This window comes from Streptomyces virginiae (assembly GCF_041432505.1).
Classification (GTDB): Bacteria; Actinomycetota; Actinomycetes; order Streptomycetales; family Streptomycetaceae; genus Streptomyces; species Streptomyces virginiae_A.
Window position 1 is genome coordinate 8,328,834 of record NZ_CP107871.1, and the last position, 16,342, is coordinate 8,345,175.

The window sequence follows — 16,342 nt, forward strand, 5'->3', positions numbered from 1 at the left end:
GTCGCTGTTTCCCCGGACCGGCACGGGGGCGCCGGCATCGTCTACCGTTCTCCGGATGGGGACAGACGTACGAGGCTTCGACGACCGATGGTCGGACCGGGACTGGGGGCCCCAGGCCGCGCCGCGGCTCCGGCAGGCCTGGTTGCAGGGGCTGAGCTTCAACACCGCCGCACCGGACCGCATCCGGATCCGGCTGCTCGACCACCTGGACCTGGCCCCGTACCTCCTGGCGCGGCGCGATCTGCCGCCCGCCGTCGTGGACGCCGCCGTCGACCACCCGGACCGCCGGGTGCGTGCCCGGCTCACCGAGGTACCCGCTTCTCTCGGACTCTCTGCCGGCCAGTGGTCGCGCCTGGTGCTCGGCGAAGCCGGCGGTGCCCGGCGCCACCTGTTCCTGGAGGCCGCGGCCCTGTCCGGGCGGGGGCTGACGCCGCAGGCGTACGAGACGCTGGCCGCGGACCCCTTCGGCCCGGTCCGGGAGGAACTGGCCCGGATGCCGACCCTGCCCCTCCCGCTACGCCTCACCCTGCTGGCGGACCCGGTCCCGAGGGTGCGGGCCGCCGCGTGCGAGGCCGCCTGGGGTGACCTCGACGACGGGACCCGGGCCCGGCTGGCGGCCGATCCCGCCCCCGCCGTGCGGACCGCCGTCACACTCGCCCGGCACGAGGAGGCCCCGCTGACGGCCGAGTTCTTCGAAGCCGCCGGCAGGGACCGCCACCTCCTCGGAAGCCACCGGCTGGACCAGGACCTCGCCCTGCGGCTCTGCGCGGACCCGGACCCCTGGCTGCGCCGGATCCTGGCCGGCAACCCCTACCTCGGGCCCGACCTGGTCGACGTACTCGCCGCCGACCCCGACGACGACGTACGACTCGCCGTGTCCGTGCGGCCCGAGCTGACGGAGGAACGGCGGGCCGCCGTCCCGGTGGACATCGACCCCCGGACGATACGGCGGACGGTCGGGTGGGTGGAGGCGCTGCACGAGGACGAGGAGGCCATGCGCCGCTTCGCGGCATCCGGACACCTCCTGCTGCGCAGCAGCGTCGCGAGGGCCCGACGCCTGCCGCCGGACGTCGTGGAACGGCTGGCCCGGGACGAGGACCGGGTCGTGCGGCTGTTCCTCGCCGAGCGGTGCGACGACGCTCCGGCGGACATGCTGCTGGAGGTGTGGCAGTGGTGGAACGGGAGCTACTCCACCCCCGACCGGCCCTACGGGCACCCGAACTTCCCGCGGCGCGACCTGCTCCGCCATGCGGACGACCCGCATCCGCGGCTGCGGCAACTGGCCCTGGACGACCCGGACTCGACGCCCGACCTGGTGGAGCGGTTCGGCGCGGACGAGGACGCCGAGGTACGGCTGCGCGCCGCCACCGACCCCCGGCTCGCGCCGGACTCGGTGGTACGGCTCCTCGACGACCCGGACAGCGGCGTGCGCGCGATGGCGGCGCGGCATCCGCGGGTGCCCGTACCGGTCCTCGTCGCGCTGCTCGGCGACGAGGAGACGGCGGCGGCCGCGGCCCGGAACCCGGTGCTGCCGGTGGCCGTCATGGAACGGATGACCGTCACAGGGTCATGAGGTGCGCCGCCCTCGAAGGGCCCTCAGGGCCGGCGCCCGGCCCAGGCCACGAGCCGGTCGATGGCCGGGGCCTCGGGGTCCACGACCACCACCTCCGCGAAGGGAATCCGTCCGCCGCGGGTTTCGGCCGGCAGCGCGCGACGTACGACGCCGATCACCCGCTCGATGAGAGCCGGGTCCCAGTCCGGGTCCTGCCCGGTCGCCCTGGCCAGGTCCCAGGTGTGCACCGTGAGTTCGTGCGTGTAGACGGCCGCGGCGGCCGCACCCGGCAGGACGCCCATCGGCAGGCGCAGCTCCCGGCCGAGGATGCCCGGATCCGCCCATACCTCCGCGACCTCGCGGGCGCCCGGCACCCAGGCCTCCGCCCACGCACCGTCGGCGATCTCGTCGGCGAAGGACGGGACGCTGAACGGGTCCTCGCCGCGCCCGATCACCGAGATCCGGCGGACGACGGCGACGAGGTGGCTCGACAGCCGCCGTACGTCGAACTCCTCGCAAGGGGTCGGGGCGTCGTACTGCTCGGGCCGGACGGCGGCCAGCGTACGGCCGGCCAGTTCGACGGCCGCGGCGAGGTCGGTCCGCGGATCGAAGGAGGAGGGGGAGGCGGCGGCGCCGGGGGAGTCGGACGGGGTCTCGATGAGCTGCTCGGTCTTGTTCATGGCTTCATCCTGCGCGCAGAAGTGGCCACCTTCTGGCCAGTTTTCCGAAGAGAATGAAAGACGACGACGCGGCACCCACGAAGGAGGCGAAGGGGCACATGAGAGCCGACCGGTTGCTGGCGACCCTGCTCTTCCTCCAGGAGCGAGGCCGTGTCACCGTCCCCGAAGTGGCCGCCGAACTGGAGGTGTCCGAGCGCACCGCGCGCAGAGATCTGGAGGCCCTGGCATCGGCGGGCATCCCCGTCTACTCGCAGCGCGGCCGCGGCGGCGGCTGGTCCCTCGTCGGCGGGGCCCGTACCGATCTCACCGGACTGACGGCCGACGAGATCCGGGCACTCTTCCTCGTCGCCGGCCCCCTGTCGGACACCCCCGAGCTGCGCACCACGTTGCGCAAGCTGGTCCGGGCCCTGCCGACGACCATGCGGGCGCAGGCCCAAGCCGCGACCCGGGCGGGGGTGGTCGACGCCACGGACTGGTCCCGCAACGCCGTCACCGCCGATGCCGCCCACCGCTCCGCGCTCCAAGGCGCCGTCGTGGACGGGATCCGCGTCCGCCTCGGGTACGCGGGCGTCGGCAAGCCGGCCGGCGAACGCACCGTCGACCCCCTCGGGCTCGTGGCCAAGGCGGGCGTGGACTACCTGGTGGCCGGTACGGACAAGGGCCTGCGCACCTTCCGGCTCAGCCGGGTCACCTCCGTCGAGCCGACCGGCGAACCGGTGACCCGACCACCCGACTTCGACCTCGCCACGGCCTGGCGGACGCTGTCCGGAGCCTTCCAGGACGGCATGTACGCGGTGACCGCGCGGGCCCGCGTCCACCCTGACGCGCTGGCCCTGCTGCAACGGTTCCTCGGCGGCCGCGTGCGCGTCGGAGGTCCGCTGCCCGACGGCTGGACCGAGGTGTGGGTCGACGGCCCGGCCTCGAAGGCCCTGGCGGGACACCTGGCGGGGTTGGGAGCGCGGGTCGAGGTGCTGGAGCCGCCGGAGGTGCGGCAGTGGCTGGCCCGGATCGGCGCGGAACTCACCGAGATGTACGCGGGGGAGGAGCCGCACGCACCCCACGGCTCGTAGCCGAGGGGGCGAACGGCTTCCGAGGTCTGCGTCCTCGTCCCTCGCCGTGCCCGACGTGCGGAGGGGGAGAGCCAGGACCCCGTTCCTCAGGCCGGGTCCGGTCCGCCGGCGCTGCCGAGGAGTCTGTCCACGAGGAGTTGTGGGTAGCCGGTGGCCGGCAGGCCGATGCCGAAGATCGTCCGGATGTAGAAGGGTGCGATCAGCTGGTCGAGGATCTGCTCCAGCGGCGGCGGGTGCTCGCCGCGGGCCGTGGCCCGCTCGCGGATCTGCTCGATGGAATGCATGCGGCGCCGGAAGTGCTGGGCGCGCTCGCTCCGCTCCTGGGTGTTCCTCGGCATGGACAGGACGACAGCGCGTACGAGGGCGTGCCCCTCAGGTGTGTGCATGCTCGCGACGCCGGCTTCGGCCCAGGCGATGAGGTCGCCGCGCAGGGTGCCGGTGTCCTTCAGCGGCGAGTTGCGCTCGAGGCGGGTGGCGACCGTGTCGGCCAGCAGTGCGTCGAGGCCGCCCCAGCGCCGGTAGAGGCTGGTGTGGTTGACGCCCGCGCGTTGCGCGATCGCGGGGATGGTCAGGTCCTCGCCCTCCGGGGCCGAGAGGAGGTCGAGGACCGCTTGGTGGACGGCTGCGCGGACCTGTTCAGGGCTTCTTCGGATGCGCGCGGCCGGTTGTTTCTGAGTCACGCCACCATCTTAAGCACAGATATTTGCTTCTGGCCGGGCGAGGCCCTACAGTCGATCCCGCAAGCACAGATCTGTGCTTGCGGGATCGACAGAAGGAAACTGCCATGAAGCAGCTGCTGTTCCCGAACAACACCCAGTTCTGGTACGAGACCCTGCGCTCGATGAGCCACATCGCCTACGGCGGCGCCGACTTCGGCGAGGTCGTCTCCACCGCCTCGCGGATCACCGAGGGCGACTACGACAGCTGGTACACCGAGTGGTTCGCGACCGCCGGCCGGGTGTCGTCGGAGGCCGAGAAGGCCCTGGCGGCCGGGCACCGGGTCAGCGCCCGCGACGGGTTCCTGCGCGCCTCCAACTACTACCGGTCGGCGGAGTTCTTCCTGCACGGCAAGGACTGCGACCCGCGCCACGACCACGCCTACGACCGCTCCGTGGAGTGTTTCAAGGCCGCCGCGGCCCTCTACACCACCCCGCGCATCGAGCCGGTCCTGATCCCCTACGAGAACACCACGCTGCCCGGCTACCTCTACCGGGTCGACGACTCGGGCACCCCCCGGCCGACGCTGATCATGCACAACGGCTTCGACGGCACCGCCGAGGAGCTGCACTTCTTCGGCGCGATGGCCGCCGTCGAGCGGGGCTACACCGTGCTCGCCTTCGACGGTCCCGGCATGCCCGGGCCGCGCCACCACCAGGGCCTCGTCTTCCGCCCGGACTGGGAGAACGTCATCACCCCGGTGATGGACTTCGCGGAGACGATCCCGGAGGTCGACAACAGCCGCATCGCACTGATCGGCCTCAGCATGGGTGGAGTCCTCGCCCCCCGGGCAGCCGCGTTCGAGCACCGACTGGCCGCGCTGATAGCCGTCGACGGCCTCTACGACCTCGGCGAGACCTCCGTCCGTAACATCCCCGGCGACCGCGAGGAAGCCGAACGCCTTCTGCGGGCGGACTCCGCCCCGGAACTCGATGCCGCCATCGACCAGATCATGGCCAAGGACCCGATCGCCCGCTGGGCGCTCAACCACGGCATGTACGTCATGGGGGTCGACACCCCCCGCGCCTTCAACGCCTCCTACCTCGACTACACCCTCGCCGGCGGGATCGCCGAGCGGATCCAGTGCCCCACCCTCGTCTGCGACGCCGAGGAGGACATCTTCTTCCAGGGCCAGCCCGAGCAGCTCTACGAACACCTCACCTGCCCCAAGACCCTCATGCTCTTCACCGCCGAGGAAGGCGCCGGTGCCCACTGCCACCCGGGCGCCATGCGTCTCGCCAACGCCCGCATCTACGACTGGCTCGACGACACCCTCGCCAACACCCGCCCCTGACTCCCGCCTCACCCGACCGCGCCCCACACCGCGGGACACCGCCGAGAACTCCGGCGGCCGAACCCACCCGAAGGACCCGATATGACCAGCAACGCGACCCGCACCGGCATCAAGGCCGCCCTCACCGACCTGCTCCTCGACCAGGACATCACCCTGGCCGAGGCCGCCGACCGGCACTTCACCCCCGACTACCGCCAGCGCACCGACGGCGAATGGGCCGACCGCTCCCAGTTCCTCGACCACATCGCCCACCTGCGTACGCTCGTCGCCGCAGGAGAGATCGAGGTCCACGAAGAGCTCCACGACGGCGACAAGTACGCCGACCGGCACACCTGCCACATCACCAAGAAGGACGGCACGACCGTGAGCATGGAGGTCTACGTGTTCGCCTCCATGGCCCCCGACGGACGCTTCCGGCGCATCGAGGAGACCACCTTGATGCTGGCGGGGACCGACGCCGACCGCAATCTCGGCAGCGCCCGCTGAGAAGCCGGTGCGCGCCCGTCAGACGAGCCAGCGGCCGTCCCGCATCAGCTCGCGGTCGGCAAGCTCGTCCTCCTCGCGCCAGGCCTGGACGCGGCGCGGGGTGATGTGGAACCAGCGGTAGGCCGTGGTGAGTGCGCGCGGGTCGAAGCCGGTGCGTTCGGCGAAGCGGTCACCCTGTTCCTTCGGGAGGGCATCGAGGCCGACGGCCTCGACCGTGCCGTCGATCATGACGACGTCGCGGGTGGGACCGAGCGCGAGGCGGACGGTCCCGGCAGCGGCCAGGTTCCTGCCGGTGGGGCTGCCCGCCGGGGTGGCCACCCGCAGGACCCCGCCGTCCCAGTCGAAGGACAGCGGCACCAGGTACGGTGCGCCGTCGGCGGAAGCGGTGGCCACCCACACGTCGACGTCGTGGGCGAGTCGCTGCTCGACGTCGGCACGGCGCCGGGCGCGTGAGCGGGGGGTGGCACCCGCCAGGTCCTGGAGGACGCCGAGGACGTTGCCGTCGGGGTCGGCGACCGTGGCCACCAGGCGACCGCCACCGACGTCATGCGCGGGCTCGGTCACGATCGCGCCCGACGCGGTCGCCGCGGCCAGTGCCGCCCGGATGTCCGGCACCTGCCAGTAGGTCACCGGCGACGTCATCGCCTGCGGTCCGCCGCCCGGCACCAGCCCGACGTGCTGTCCCGCGGCCTCGAAGCCGACGTAGTACGGCGATTCGTTGCACGGCGGTACGCCCAGCAGGGCCGCGTACACCCCCTTGGCCCGGCCCAGATCGGACACCGGATGGAGCACGGTCCTGATCCCCGAAGTGGCCGAGCCGGCCGAAGTGGTCGGGGTGGTCGGGGTGGTCGCGTCGGACATGGCGCTCCTTGAAGTCATGGGCCGCGAAAGGCCGTTCCGTGTGTCGTCACAGCGTCCCGTCCGGCACGGACGGTCGGCATCCGTGGCGACCACGGAGACGATCACGGAACGACCGCCACGGACACGCGTGCTGCACAATGGCGGCCATGGGAGAAGCAGCGGAGATCTCGCCGCGCGAGGCCGAGGTCCTGGAACTGGTCGGAGACCATCTCAGCAACGCCGAGATCGGGGCACGTCTGTACATCTCGGTGCGCACGGTCGAGACCCATGTCTCCTCTCTGCTGCGCAAGTTGGAGGTACCCGATCGGCGGGCACTGGCCCGCCGCGCGTCCGACCGGACACGCACCGACCGGTCACACCCGGCCCCGGCCCTGCCGACGCGTCTGACCTCGTTCATCGGCCGAGCCGGCGAGCGGGCCGCGCTGACCGCCCTGTTGGGGGAGCACCGGCAGGTGACCGCCCTCGGCCCCGGCGGGGTCGGCAAGACCCGCCTCGCGCTGACCGTGGCCACCGACGTCGCCGACGGGTTCGCCGACGGGGTGTGGTTCGTCGACCTGGTCCCGGTCACCGATCCCGGCATGATCGCAACCGCGGTCGCCGAGGCGCTCGGCCTCGGCGAGCAACCGGGCCACGACATGGCCGAGTCCGTGGCCGCCGCACTGGCCGACCGCAACACCCTGCTGGTGCTGGACAACTGCGAGCACGTCGTCGAGGGGGCGGCACCGTTCCTCGAACGCCTGCTGGCCGCCTGCCCCCGCGTACGCGTACTGGTGACCAGCCGGTCCCGGCTGATGGTCCCGTTCGAACGGGTCTACCCGGTCCCGCCGCTGTCACTGTCGACGGCCGGCGGCAACGGATCGGACGCGGTCGCCTTGTTCATGGACCGGGCGACATCGACAGGCGGCCGCCCGCCGGATGCGCCCCCGCACGAGCAGGTCGCCGAGATCTGCGCACGGCTCGACGGCATGGCCCTGGCGATCGAGCTCGCCGCCGCCCGCTACCCCACCCTCGGACTGGACGGCATCACCGCCGCCCTGTCCCACCCCCTGCGCATGCTCACCGGAGGCTCCCGCGCGGAGGACCGGCACCGCTCCGTACGGGCGGCACTGGACTGGAGCCACAACCTCCTGGACCCGGCCGATCGGACGCTGCTGCGCCGGGTGTCGGTGTTCGTGACACCGTTCACCGCCCCGGCGGCGGCGGAGGTCACCGGGCTCGACACGGCGGCCGCCGTCGACGGGCTGGCCCGACTCGCCGAACAGAGCCTGCTGACCGTCACGTTCTCCCCGGACGGAACCCGCTACAGGGCACTGGAAACGCTGCGCCAGTACGGTGCCGACCGCCTCACCGAGGCCGGCGAACTGCACGACACCCACGCCCGGCACCTGAACTGGTGCCTCGCCCGAAGCACCGAACTGGCCGCGCCACGAGCGGACTGGCGGGCCCGGTTCGATCAGACGGCCGACGAACTGCGCGCCGCCCTCGCCTGGGCGCAAAGCCGTCCGGAGCAGCGCGCGGACGCCTACCGACTGGCCCGCGCCATGGCGGAGCTGGCCTTCACCCGTCATCTCATCGCAGAGTCCCAGCAGCGGTACGAGCAGGCCGCCGCCCTCGCGACCGCCCCGGCCGACACGGCGTCGATGTACCGGCAGGCCGCGGCGGCGGCCGCCTGCCGGCTGCACGGCGATGACATGTACCGCCTGGGCCGTGCGGCGGCGGACGTCGCACGTCGAGCGGGCGACACCGCCGCGGCCGCCCGCGATCTGGCGGCCGCAGCCGGCAACGCGTACCGCTTCTCCAGCAAGTTCGCCCGCCCGCTCCCGCCGGAGGAGGCCGAGGCGCTCATCACCGAGGCACGGGAACTGGCCGGTGCCGATCCGTCCGCCCGGGCCGCGGTCGCGCTGGTCGAGGCCGGACGGGCCCTCACCCACGCGATCGACACCGAGCCCGGAACGGCCGACACCTCCTGCGAAGCCGCCCGCGCGGTGAGCGACCCCGGCGGTTCCACCGTTCAGGAGGCGCTCGCCGCCGCCGAACGAGCCGTCGAACTCGCCTGCCTCGAAAAGGACCCGCTCGCGCAGTCCGCCGCGCTCGACACCCTTGCCGGCGCTCAGAGCTGGGCCGGGGACGCGTTCGCGGCAGCGGCGACGACACGGCGCCGGACAGAGCTGATCTCGTCCGCACCGGACGGCGGCCCGCACGGCCCGCACTCCCTGGGCCCGGCCGGCACCCATGAACTGATCGAGGCGCTCGGCGAGGCCGCCGAAGCCGCCCTCGGCGTGGGCGACCTCCCCGGCGCCCGCCGGTGGGCCCGGCGGCTCGCGGAACACCCGCAGCTCGCCGAGGTCGGCCACCGCGCCACGGGCCGGCTCCTCGTCGCCGAAACACTGGCAGGCGATGCCGAGCAGGCACTCACCGCGGGCCTGCGGTTCCGCGACGCCTGGCAGCGGGCCGGCAGCCCCGCCCGAGCGGTCCTCGGCCCGCCCGCGGCGGCGATGGCCACCGTCCACGGACTGCGCGAGGACCATGAAGCCCGGCGCGAATGGAGCGCGTTGCTCGCGCAGGTCGACCCCTCGCCGTGGAACACCCACGGATACGGGGCGGTCTTCGACGCGATCCTCATGCTCCACCAGGGGCGGCCCGAGGCGGCGCTGGAACGTACGGCCCCCGAGCCCGGCCAGGTACGGCAGTGGACCACCTGGATCTGGCTCCACTGGTACGTGGCACTACGGGCCGAAGCCTCCGTGCTCGCCGGGTCCCCCGACGCAGCCGCCCGCCTGACGGAAGCCCGGACCACCGTGGCGGGGAACCCCGTCGCCACAGCCCTCGTGGAACGCGCGACGGCCCTGCTCGACGCCGACGGGCAACGGCTGCTCGCCACCGCGAGCGTGTTCGAGGCGGCCGGCTGCCCCTACCAGTCGGCGCGCACCCTGATCCTCGCGGGCGGCGAACACGCCGCCCGCGGCACGAGCGCCCTCGCCGACCTCGGCCTCGCCCCGAGGATCCTCCGGTAGCCGCGGCGCGGCGCGGCCTTTGCGAACGAGAGCGGCGACACAGCCGGACCGAGTCGCGGCCGCGCCGATCCGCCCACCGCGGCCGGCCGTCACACCGCCCGCTTCACCAACTCGGCGATCCGCGCCTCCACCTCGGGCGTCACCTCGGTCAGCGCGAAACCGGCCGCCCACATCGGACCCTCGTCCAGCTTCGCCAGGTCGCTGAACCCGAGCGTCGCGTAGCGCGCCTTGAACTTCTCCGCGCTCTGGAAGAAACAGACGACCTTGCCGTCCGACGCGTAGGCGGGCATCCCGTACCAGAGCTTCGGCGCGAGGGCCGGGGCATGGGCGGTGACGACGGCATGGACGCGCTCGGCCATGACCCGGTCCGACCCCTGCATCTCGGCGATCTTCGCCAGCACGTCCCGCTCGGCCTCGGCCGCCTTCTCCGCGGCCGAACCACGACGTGCCGCCTTCTTCTGATCCAGGGCGTGCGCCTTCATCGCGGCACGCTCCTGCGCGCTGAACCCCTCGTACGTGCTGCTGCCGGTGCCGGCCATGGTCACTCCCTCGGTCGCTGGTCACGATCGGCCCGGTCTGTCGCCGAGCCGATCGCCGTGACCACAGATTGCCCCGGCCAGGGCCCGCACCGCCTCCGTGCCGACCACGGAGAACACCACGGATCGCGAGCCCGTGTCCTGTCGTCCGACGATCACTCGGCGCTGGGCGTGCCGCGTCTACCGGGTCGTCCGCAGCCTCTCTCTCACCGGGCCGTACCCGAAGAGGTCGGCGCCGACGAGGGCGCAACCGGCCGGCCCAGAGCCGAAGACGGCGTTCCGCACGGGGCGCCGGGAATGAGGTTCGGGTCGGGGTCGGGGGCGACGGTCGTGTCCGGGCCGTCCGCAGGGTGCTCGCCGCCCGTCCGGCACCACGGCGGCGTACGGTCCTTGAACTGCTGTTTTCCGTCGGCCGCCACGGAGGCTCCGAGGGGGCTGCCCGCCGCGTCGAAGGCCTGCACCTGAACCTGCTGACGGATGCTCGCCGGGACGAGGACGGCGAAGAAGCGCGTGTCCGGCGCGGTCGGGGTCTCGACGGTCTGCGCCTCCGGTCCCGAACCGCCGGGGAGCACCACCTTGACCCGTGCCGCACCCGGCGGGGCGACCCCGACGACCGTGAACGGCTCGTCGGCCGTCCTCCCCGCGCTGCTCGACGATGCCGCGGCCCAATGGACCGCGGCGTCCCCCGTGGGAAAACACGCGGCGATCCCGATCAGCACGTTCCGGGAGACCAAGCACGCCTGGCCCTTGCGGCCATCGGCCGAACCCACCTGCCACTCGACCCCGGCGTGTGTCCCGCGCGCCACCCGGTAGACCTTGCCGGGCACCGTCTCGTAGCCCTGCAGCACCACGCTCGGTGACTCGATGGAGGAAGCCGCCGGCCTCTCGGACGACTGCCCGCCGCCCGGCAGCGCGACCATGACAGCGACCGACGTCGCTGCCACGGCGGTGAGCGACGCACCCACCATGGCCCGGTTCCTGCGCCGACGACGACGGACGGCCGTCTCGACGCGGGCGAACGGATCACCCGCCGGCCGGTACCCGTCGACCACCTCGTCGATCGATTCCTTCAGCACCCGCTCAGCACCGTTCATGCCGCTCATCGCGCGGCCTCCCCTCGGGTCAGACGAAAACCGGACACCGCTTCAGGAGCCGCCTGGAGCGCGGCCGTCCCGCGAAGCGCCGAAAGCCCGCGCGACGCGTGGGACTTGACGCTGCCGACCGAGCACCCGAGCAGGTCCGCGACCTGGCGTTCCGACAGGTCCTCGACGTAGCGCAGCACCACGACCACGCGCTGGCGCGCGGGCAACCGCGCCAGCGCGCGGCGCAGTTCGTCGCGTTGGGCACTGCCGTGGCCGGGATCGGACTCGGGATGACTCGCGACCTCCGGGACGCGTCCGAGGACCCGCTCGCTCCACCAGCGGCGCCGCCCGGCCGTCACGGCCAGGTTGACGAGCGTGCGGCGGACGTACGCCTCGGGCCGCTCGACCGCCACCCTGTCGCGCATGCGCCAGAAACGGACCAATGCTTCCTGTACGAGGTCCTCCGCGCGGCCGACGTCCAACGTCAGCCCGTACGCGAAGCGCACGAGAGGCCCCCAGCGGGCCCGTGTGAACTCGGCGAACTCAGCGTCACCGACAGCACCTTGCATGTCCCCTCCTAGGTGTTCACCCTCTCGACGACCTGGACCTTCGGCGAGGTTGAGTGATCCGCGACACATGTGTGGGCCCGGGGGCATCCGATGGTGTCTCCTCGGCGGGCGGTTCCGGTGCACGGGCGGTGCCGGCCGGTCACCGGCCCCGCGGACGGTGCGCCCGAGTGGGTGAAGCCGTAGGGGTGGGGTCTGGTTGGACGGGTGAGAGGCGCGGAAGGGATGGGGCCGCGTCGTCGGCTTCGGCGGCGCGTTCCTCGTTCAAGGAGCGCATGATGACGTTCTCATCGCTGATCGGAGGCCGAGCGGGCCGGTCCGTTCCCGGCAGCCGATCGCGGACGGGTGGTCGGCGGGGCCGCGTCCTGGCGGTCGCCGTCGGTGTGGTCTGCTCGGCCGGGATCGGCCCTGTCGTCGTGTCCGGTACGGCTCATGCACAGGGCGAGTGCGTCACCGCCGGCACGACCACCACGTGTACTTACACCGAGACGGGAGAGCACAGCCTGCTCCTTCCGGCCGGTGTGGGCACGGTCGACGTGACCGCGGTCGGCGCCGCGGGCGCGGCCGGCAACAGGCCGGGCAGTGGCGCCGGCGGCAACGGGGCGCGGGTCACGGCGACCGGTGTTCCCGTCACCGCGGGCAGCACCCTGTACGTCGAAGTCGGCGGCAACGGCTCCGACACCGGCATGGGCGGCGTCAACGGAGGCGGCGCGGGCGGAGTCCGCGGGATTTCCGGCGGTGGCGGCGGCGGGGGCGCGAGCGACCTGCGCACCGCTCCGAACAGCAGTCCACCGAGTATGGGCGACACGCGTCTCGTCGTCGCCGCGGGCGGTGGAGGAGGCGGGACGACGGGCACCGCCGGAGGCGGCGGAGGAGGAACGGCTGCGGGCCCCGGCGGTCTGGGCGGCACCAGTTTCGGCCCGGCTCCGACCGGTGTCACCGGCGGCGCGGGCGGGGGCTTCGGCACCGGCGGCGGCAACGGGGGTGACGGTGCCACCCCGCCGGCAGGCCCGGGTGCGGGTGCGGGCGGCGCGGGTGGCGCCGCTGCCGCGAATGTCGCCGGCGGCGGTGGGGGTGGTGGCGGAGGCACGGGCGCCTTGCCCGGCCCGGGCGGTGGCGGCGGTGGCGGGAACACCGGCGGCGCAGGAGGCGGGGACGGCTTGCCGCCCGGCAGCGCCGGAGCGGGAACGATCGGAGTCGGCGGCGCCGGTACCGCGGTCGGCGCCGCCGGTGGTGGCGGGGGCGGCGGCTACTACGGTGGTGGTGGCGGCGGGAGTGCCCCCGACGCTGCCGCGGGGGGCGGTGCGGGATCGTCGTTCGTACTGCCGACGGCCGCCACCCGGACGGCCGCTCCCGCCACCGTGGCCACCGCGAGCGTCACCATCACCTTCACCGTGCCCGTCGTGGCCGCGACCTGTACCACCAGCCCCGCCGTCCTGCAGGCCCAGGGCTTCAACGTCATCACCGGCAACGACCGGAGCAACATCCTGGCCGGTACCGCGGGGCGGGACGCGATCTTCGGGCTGGGCGGCAGCGATGTCATCGACGGCCGCGGCGGCGATGACCTGCTGTGCGGGGGCGACGGCAGCGACGTCCTGCAAGGCGCCGCCGGCAACGACGACCTCTTCGGCGAGAACGGCAGCGACGCCCTGGACGGTGGCACCGGCACCAACTCCAACAACGGCGGCCCCGGCACCGACGCCTGCCTCCGCCCCGCCACCGGCCCCGGCGCCACACAGTGCAACCCCTGACCAAGATCTGAGGTTGCCCCGCCCCACAGGTGGCATGGGGCGAGGCGGGTCAGCCACGCCGAGGGTGTGTGCGTGGTGAGGGGCGGGATGCTACGGCCAGCCCTGCGTCACCTTGGCGGGGGCGGTGTTCCAGCTCTTGGGTATGAAGGTGACGATGTAGGTTCCGCGGTCGAAGTCCGTGTAGCCGCTGGACCAGCTGCGGAACTTGCTCTCGTACACCTGCATGGCTCCCATGGCGCCGCCGGGCGAGTGGTAGTGGTTGGCGTGGGTCCAAATGGTGTTGTCGGGGTTCGCTTCCTTCTGGTCCCCGAACCAGCCGTAGTCGAAGTTGACGTAGCTCCGGCCGGGCTCGGCGGGGCTGCGCGAGGTGTTCCTGTCCTTCGACATGTCGACCAGGCCTGTGTTCCGGTTGGGTCGGAAGGCCTCAGGGTCGCCGTACTTCCTCTTGTCGGAGGAGGCCCTGGGGTCCTGTCCGCTCCAGAAGTGCTTGGAGTAGATGACCGCCTTCATCGTGGACGGGTCGTGGTTGCCCCCGTTCCTGTCCTTGAAGGAAGGCGTGTTCCTCAGGGCCGAGTAGAAGTTCGAACGACTGTCTTCATTGGACAGGGCGTCGTTCCTCTTCGTGAGCTCTGCCTTGAGGTTGCTGAGATAGGTGCCCTCGTCGTGGGCGCTCTCCAGAGCCTTGTTCATGACGGACGCAACATCACGAGCCCGGTCGAACCCCTTCGTCTCGTCGAAGCTCTGCTTGGCGATGCGTCCCTCGAACTCCGCCCGCGTCTCGCCCGGCCGTGGGCCGGTGTTCTCCAGAGCGTCCTTGTACCGGTCCTCGTCGAAGGACGCGAAGGCCAGCTTGTTCGTCGGGTAGGGGCCCGAATTGACCCAGGTGACACCGACGCATCCGTAGGACAGCTGCTCTCGCTGCGCCGTGGTCATCTGCTGAGGTCGGCCGTCGCGGTGGCTGTAGGTCTGCTGCCACTTGCGTATGTAATTGCTGATGCCGGTGGTGGCCCTGTCCCCTCGGGCTCGGTACGCGTCAGGCATGCTGCCGAGCGGCTCGGCGGGAGGCGTCACCCTGTCGTCGGCCGACGCGGAGGCTCCGAGGGATTCGGTGGCGCTCGGCGGTAACCCTCCCGTCGGACGGCCGGGCCGACCCAGATCGAGAGCCTTTTCGTTCAGCGCGTTGATGTGCCCGATGTCATCCACTGTCAGGCCGTGCGTTTCGGCGTAGGACCCGCTCCCGCCGTCGGCGCTGCCGGCCGCCTGGCTGACCGAGGGTGCGAGACCGGCGGTGCACATCATGACGCCCACCGTGGTGAGGGCGAGAAACCCTGAGCGTTTGTACATGTGGATCGAGAACTCCTTCGGGAGTGGATTTCGTGCATGCAGGGCATGCGGGAGAGCGGCACGGTGGAGGGGAACGCGGCGAGCCGATGATCAGGTCAGGGGCGCACACGCATGAGGCAGCCATGGCCGTCATCCGTCGGCCGCCCGACCCGTTCGGGCCGGGTCGGCTGCGTCAGGCCGCTGTGATGACGACGCGTGCCGGACCGAGTGGTCCGGGGAGGCGCAGGTGTGGAGTCCGGCGTACGGGGCGGCGCCATGCCGCCGGCGGACCTGCTCGGCACGAACGGCCGTGCCTACGCGAATGTTGTGGTGCGGGAGAAGCTGAGAACCGCCGCAGCGAGGCCGAGACGACGAGCGTCCTCCGAGCTCCTCCGGATGGTTTTACAGGTGAGTTCGAGGAACCTCCGTTGTTCAGTAGTTGAATTCCGCACCGTGGCTCCGAAGTTGCGCATCTCGGAAGGCGGTCCAGCGATCATTGCCCGGGCTCGACCCCGTGACAACAGCGTGGCTTCACTATCGGCCACACTGTTCGACAGGGCGGTATTCGGTCATCAAGGCGGGTGAGTTCGGCATCGGGACAGGGAGCGGAAGTGTTCTCCTGCCGCTGGCATATGGCCCGCGGCGAGGTCGGTAACGGTGACCTCGGAACTCCTGAGGAGTGGTGCACGACGGCGCCGGCGGCCGGGCAGAAGCGCTTCGTGCGCCGGCGGCGGCGATCCGCATGCGCGGGCTCCGGTCCCCACGCTCCGGCTCTCGACCGGAGGAACGCCCACCGGAAGGACCGCAAGATCCTCGCCAGTTCCCGCTGCGGGCCTTCCGTCGCCCGACTGTTCGTTCCCGGGCCGCCCTTCGCCCTCGGCCTCCGGAGAAGGGCTGGTTGCGATCTCTCCCCGACCGCGAGGCCGACGACGGTGAGGGGCGAGGAGGCCCCGTCCCTCACCGCGGGCCTGCTCCGCCGGCGGCCGGGGCTACTCGGCGGCCGGCTCCTGGTAGCCGTACGGGCGGGTGATGATCTCCATCCCGTGGCCGTTCGGGTCCGTGAAGTACACCCCGCGGCCCCCGTCGTTGTGATTGATCTCGCCGGGGTGCCGACCGTGCGGGTCGGCGAAGTACGGGACCCCCGCCGCCCGGATCTTCGCGAACGCCACGTCGAACTCCTCCTCGGAGAGGAGGAACGCGTAGTGCTGCACGGTGATGGATTCGGCGGGGATGGTCGCGAAGTCCAGGGTGACGCCGTTCGCGGTCTCGACGGGGATGAAGGGTCCCCACTCGGTCCCGACCTCCAGGTCGAGGATGTGCGCCAGGAAAGTGGCGGACTCCCGGTTGTCACGGGAGTGGATGATCGTGTGGTTCAGCTGGACGGACATGGGTGAATGCCTCCGAAAGGCA

At 72.3% G+C, this 16,342-nt stretch carries 14 protein-coding genes and 1 pseudogene; 6 read left to right on the plus strand and 9 right to left on the minus strand.

Features of this window, described 5'->3' with window-relative positions; translation table 11 throughout:
• Positions 1-55 precede the first annotated feature (55 nt).
• Positions 56-1,573, plus strand: coding sequence for a PE-PGRS family protein (locus tag OG624_RS38440; RefSeq protein WP_371640531.1), 1,518 nt, complete (start codon positions 56-58; stop codon positions 1,571-1,573).
• A 23-nt stretch (positions 1,574-1,596) separates the two neighbouring features.
• On the opposite strand, the gene OG624_RS38445 is transcribed toward OG624_RS38440, so the two are convergent.
• Positions 1,597-2,232, minus strand: a complete 636-nt coding sequence (locus OG624_RS38445; protein WP_161294923.1) for a TIGR03086 family metal-binding protein — start codon at positions 2,230-2,232, stop codon at positions 1,597-1,599.
• A 98-nt stretch (positions 2,233-2,330) separates the two neighbouring features.
• Here OG624_RS38445 and OG624_RS38450 point away from each other — a divergent pair, with 98 nt between their 5' ends.
• Positions 2,331-3,302, plus strand: a complete 972-nt coding sequence (locus OG624_RS38450) for a helix-turn-helix transcriptional regulator (protein ID WP_033216475.1) — start codon at positions 2,331-2,333, stop codon at positions 3,300-3,302.
• An 86-nt stretch (positions 3,303-3,388) separates the two neighbouring features.
• Here the strand turns inward: OG624_RS38450 and OG624_RS38455 are convergent, their stop codons facing one another.
• The gene (locus tag OG624_RS38455) at positions 3,389-3,982 is read right to left on the minus strand and encodes a TetR/AcrR family transcriptional regulator (protein WP_371640532.1); all 594 of its coding nucleotides are present in this window, start codon (positions 3,980-3,982) and stop codon (positions 3,389-3,391) included.
• Positions 3,983-4,086: 104 nt separating this feature from the next.
• Here OG624_RS38455 and OG624_RS38460 point away from each other — a divergent pair, with 104 nt between their 5' ends.
• Both OG624_RS38460 and OG624_RS38465 read left to right on the plus strand, forming a co-directional pair.
• Entirely contained in the window at positions 4,087-5,313 is a 1,227-nt protein-coding gene (locus OG624_RS38460; protein WP_371640533.1) for an alpha/beta hydrolase family protein, read from the plus strand.
• An 81-nt stretch (positions 5,314-5,394) separates the two neighbouring features.
• Positions 5,395-5,799 carry a nuclear transport factor 2 family protein gene (locus tag OG624_RS38465; RefSeq protein WP_033216479.1) on the plus strand — a complete coding sequence of 135 codons (405 nt, stop codon included), beginning with the start codon at positions 5,395-5,397 and terminating at the stop codon, positions 5,797-5,799.
• A gap of 18 nt (positions 5,800-5,817) precedes the next feature.
• Here OG624_RS38465 and OG624_RS38470 read toward each other — a convergent pair whose 3' ends face one another.
• Both OG624_RS38470 and OG624_RS38475 read right to left on the minus strand, forming a co-directional pair.
• A complete protein-coding gene (locus tag OG624_RS38470; RefSeq protein ID WP_033217141.1) occupies positions 5,818-6,273 on the minus strand; it encodes a pyridoxamine 5'-phosphate oxidase family protein in 456 nt (151 codons plus the stop codon).
• Positions 6,274-6,660: pseudogene (locus OG624_RS38475) on the minus strand (VOC family protein); the annotation flags it as partial.
• A gap of 146 nt (positions 6,661-6,806) precedes the next feature.
• On the opposite strand from OG624_RS38475, the gene OG624_RS38480 reads away from it, so the two are divergent.
• Positions 6,807-9,674 carry an ATP-binding protein gene (locus OG624_RS38480; protein ID WP_371640534.1) on the plus strand — a complete coding sequence of 956 codons (2,868 nt, stop codon included), beginning with the start codon at positions 6,807-6,809 and terminating at the stop codon, positions 9,672-9,674.
• A gap of 89 nt (positions 9,675-9,763) precedes the next feature.
• Here OG624_RS38480 and OG624_RS38485 read toward each other — a convergent pair whose 3' ends face one another.
• The 3 genes from OG624_RS38485 to OG624_RS38495 all read right to left on the minus strand — a co-directional run bounded on the left by OG624_RS38485 (position 9,764) and on the right by OG624_RS38495 (position 11,861).
• The gene (locus OG624_RS38485; protein ID WP_371594297.1) at positions 9,764-10,213 is read right to left on the minus strand and encodes an iron chaperone; all 450 of its coding nucleotides are present in this window, start codon (positions 10,211-10,213) and stop codon (positions 9,764-9,766) included.
• Between the two features lie 203 nt (positions 10,214-10,416).
• Positions 10,417-11,313: a hypothetical protein gene (locus OG624_RS38490; RefSeq protein ID WP_371640535.1), complete on the minus strand. Its 897-nt coding sequence runs from the start codon at positions 11,311-11,313 to the stop codon at positions 10,417-10,419.
• Positions 11,310-11,861, minus strand: a complete 552-nt coding sequence (locus OG624_RS38495) for a SigE family RNA polymerase sigma factor (RefSeq protein ID WP_078909073.1) — start codon at positions 11,859-11,861, stop codon at positions 11,310-11,312. The genes OG624_RS38490 and OG624_RS38495 overlap by 4 nt, the downstream gene beginning before the upstream one ends.
• 272 nt (positions 11,862-12,133) lie before the next feature.
• Between OG624_RS38495 and OG624_RS38500 the strand changes: the two genes are divergently transcribed.
• Positions 12,134-13,609: a calcium-binding protein gene (locus tag OG624_RS38500; protein WP_371640536.1), complete on the plus strand. Its 1,476-nt coding sequence runs from the start codon at positions 12,134-12,136 to the stop codon at positions 13,607-13,609.
• Between the two features lie 90 nt (positions 13,610-13,699).
• Here OG624_RS38500 and OG624_RS38505 read toward each other — a convergent pair whose 3' ends face one another.
• Positions 13,700-14,953, minus strand: a complete 1,254-nt coding sequence (locus OG624_RS38505) for a protein-glutamine gamma-glutamyltransferase (protein ID WP_371640537.1) — start codon at positions 14,951-14,953, stop codon at positions 13,700-13,702.
• 968 nt (positions 14,954-15,921) lie between these two features.
• Positions 15,922-16,320, minus strand: coding sequence for a VOC family protein (locus OG624_RS38510; protein ID WP_033216486.1), 399 nt, complete (start codon positions 16,318-16,320; stop codon positions 15,922-15,924).
• Positions 16,321-16,342 lie beyond the last annotated feature (22 nt).

Bases quoted from the DNA above. Each gene is read 5' to 3' on its own strand.
- OG624_RS38440 (WP_371640531.1), top strand. From the start codon at position 56: ATGGGGACAGACGTACGAGGCTTCGACGACCGATGGTCGGACCGGGAC.
- OG624_RS38445 (WP_161294923.1), bottom strand. From the start codon at position 2,232: ATGAACAAGACCGAGCAGCTCATCGAGACCCCGTCCGACTCCCCCGGC.
- OG624_RS38450 (WP_033216475.1), top strand. From the start codon at position 2,331: ATGAGAGCCGACCGGTTGCTGGCGACCCTGCTCTTCCTCCAGGAGCGA.
- OG624_RS38460 (WP_371640533.1), top strand. From the start codon at position 4,087: ATGAAGCAGCTGCTGTTCCCGAACAACACCCAGTTCTGGTACGAGACC.
- OG624_RS38465 (WP_033216479.1), top strand. From the start codon at position 5,395: ATGACCAGCAACGCGACCCGCACCGGCATCAAGGCCGCCCTCACCGAC.
- OG624_RS38480 (WP_371640534.1), top strand. From the start codon at position 6,807: ATGGGAGAAGCAGCGGAGATCTCGCCGCGCGAGGCCGAGGTCCTGGAA.
- OG624_RS38485 (WP_371594297.1), bottom strand. From the start codon at position 10,213: ATGGCCGGCACCGGCAGCAGCACGTACGAGGGGTTCAGCGCGCAGGAG.
- OG624_RS38490 (WP_371640535.1), bottom strand. From the start codon at position 11,313: ATGAGCGGCATGAACGGTGCTGAGCGGGTGCTGAAGGAATCGATCGAC.
- OG624_RS38495 (WP_078909073.1), bottom strand. From the start codon at position 11,861: ATGCAAGGTGCTGTCGGTGACGCTGAGTTCGCCGAGTTCACACGGGCC.
- OG624_RS38500 (WP_371640536.1), top strand. From the start codon at position 12,134: ATGATGACGTTCTCATCGCTGATCGGAGGCCGAGCGGGCCGGTCCGTT.
- OG624_RS38505 (WP_371640537.1), bottom strand. From the start codon at position 14,953: ATGTACAAACGCTCAGGGTTTCTCGCCCTCACCACGGTGGGCGTCATG.
- OG624_RS38510 (WP_033216486.1), bottom strand. From the start codon at position 16,320: ATGTCCGTCCAGCTGAACCACACGATCATCCACTCCCGTGACAACCGG.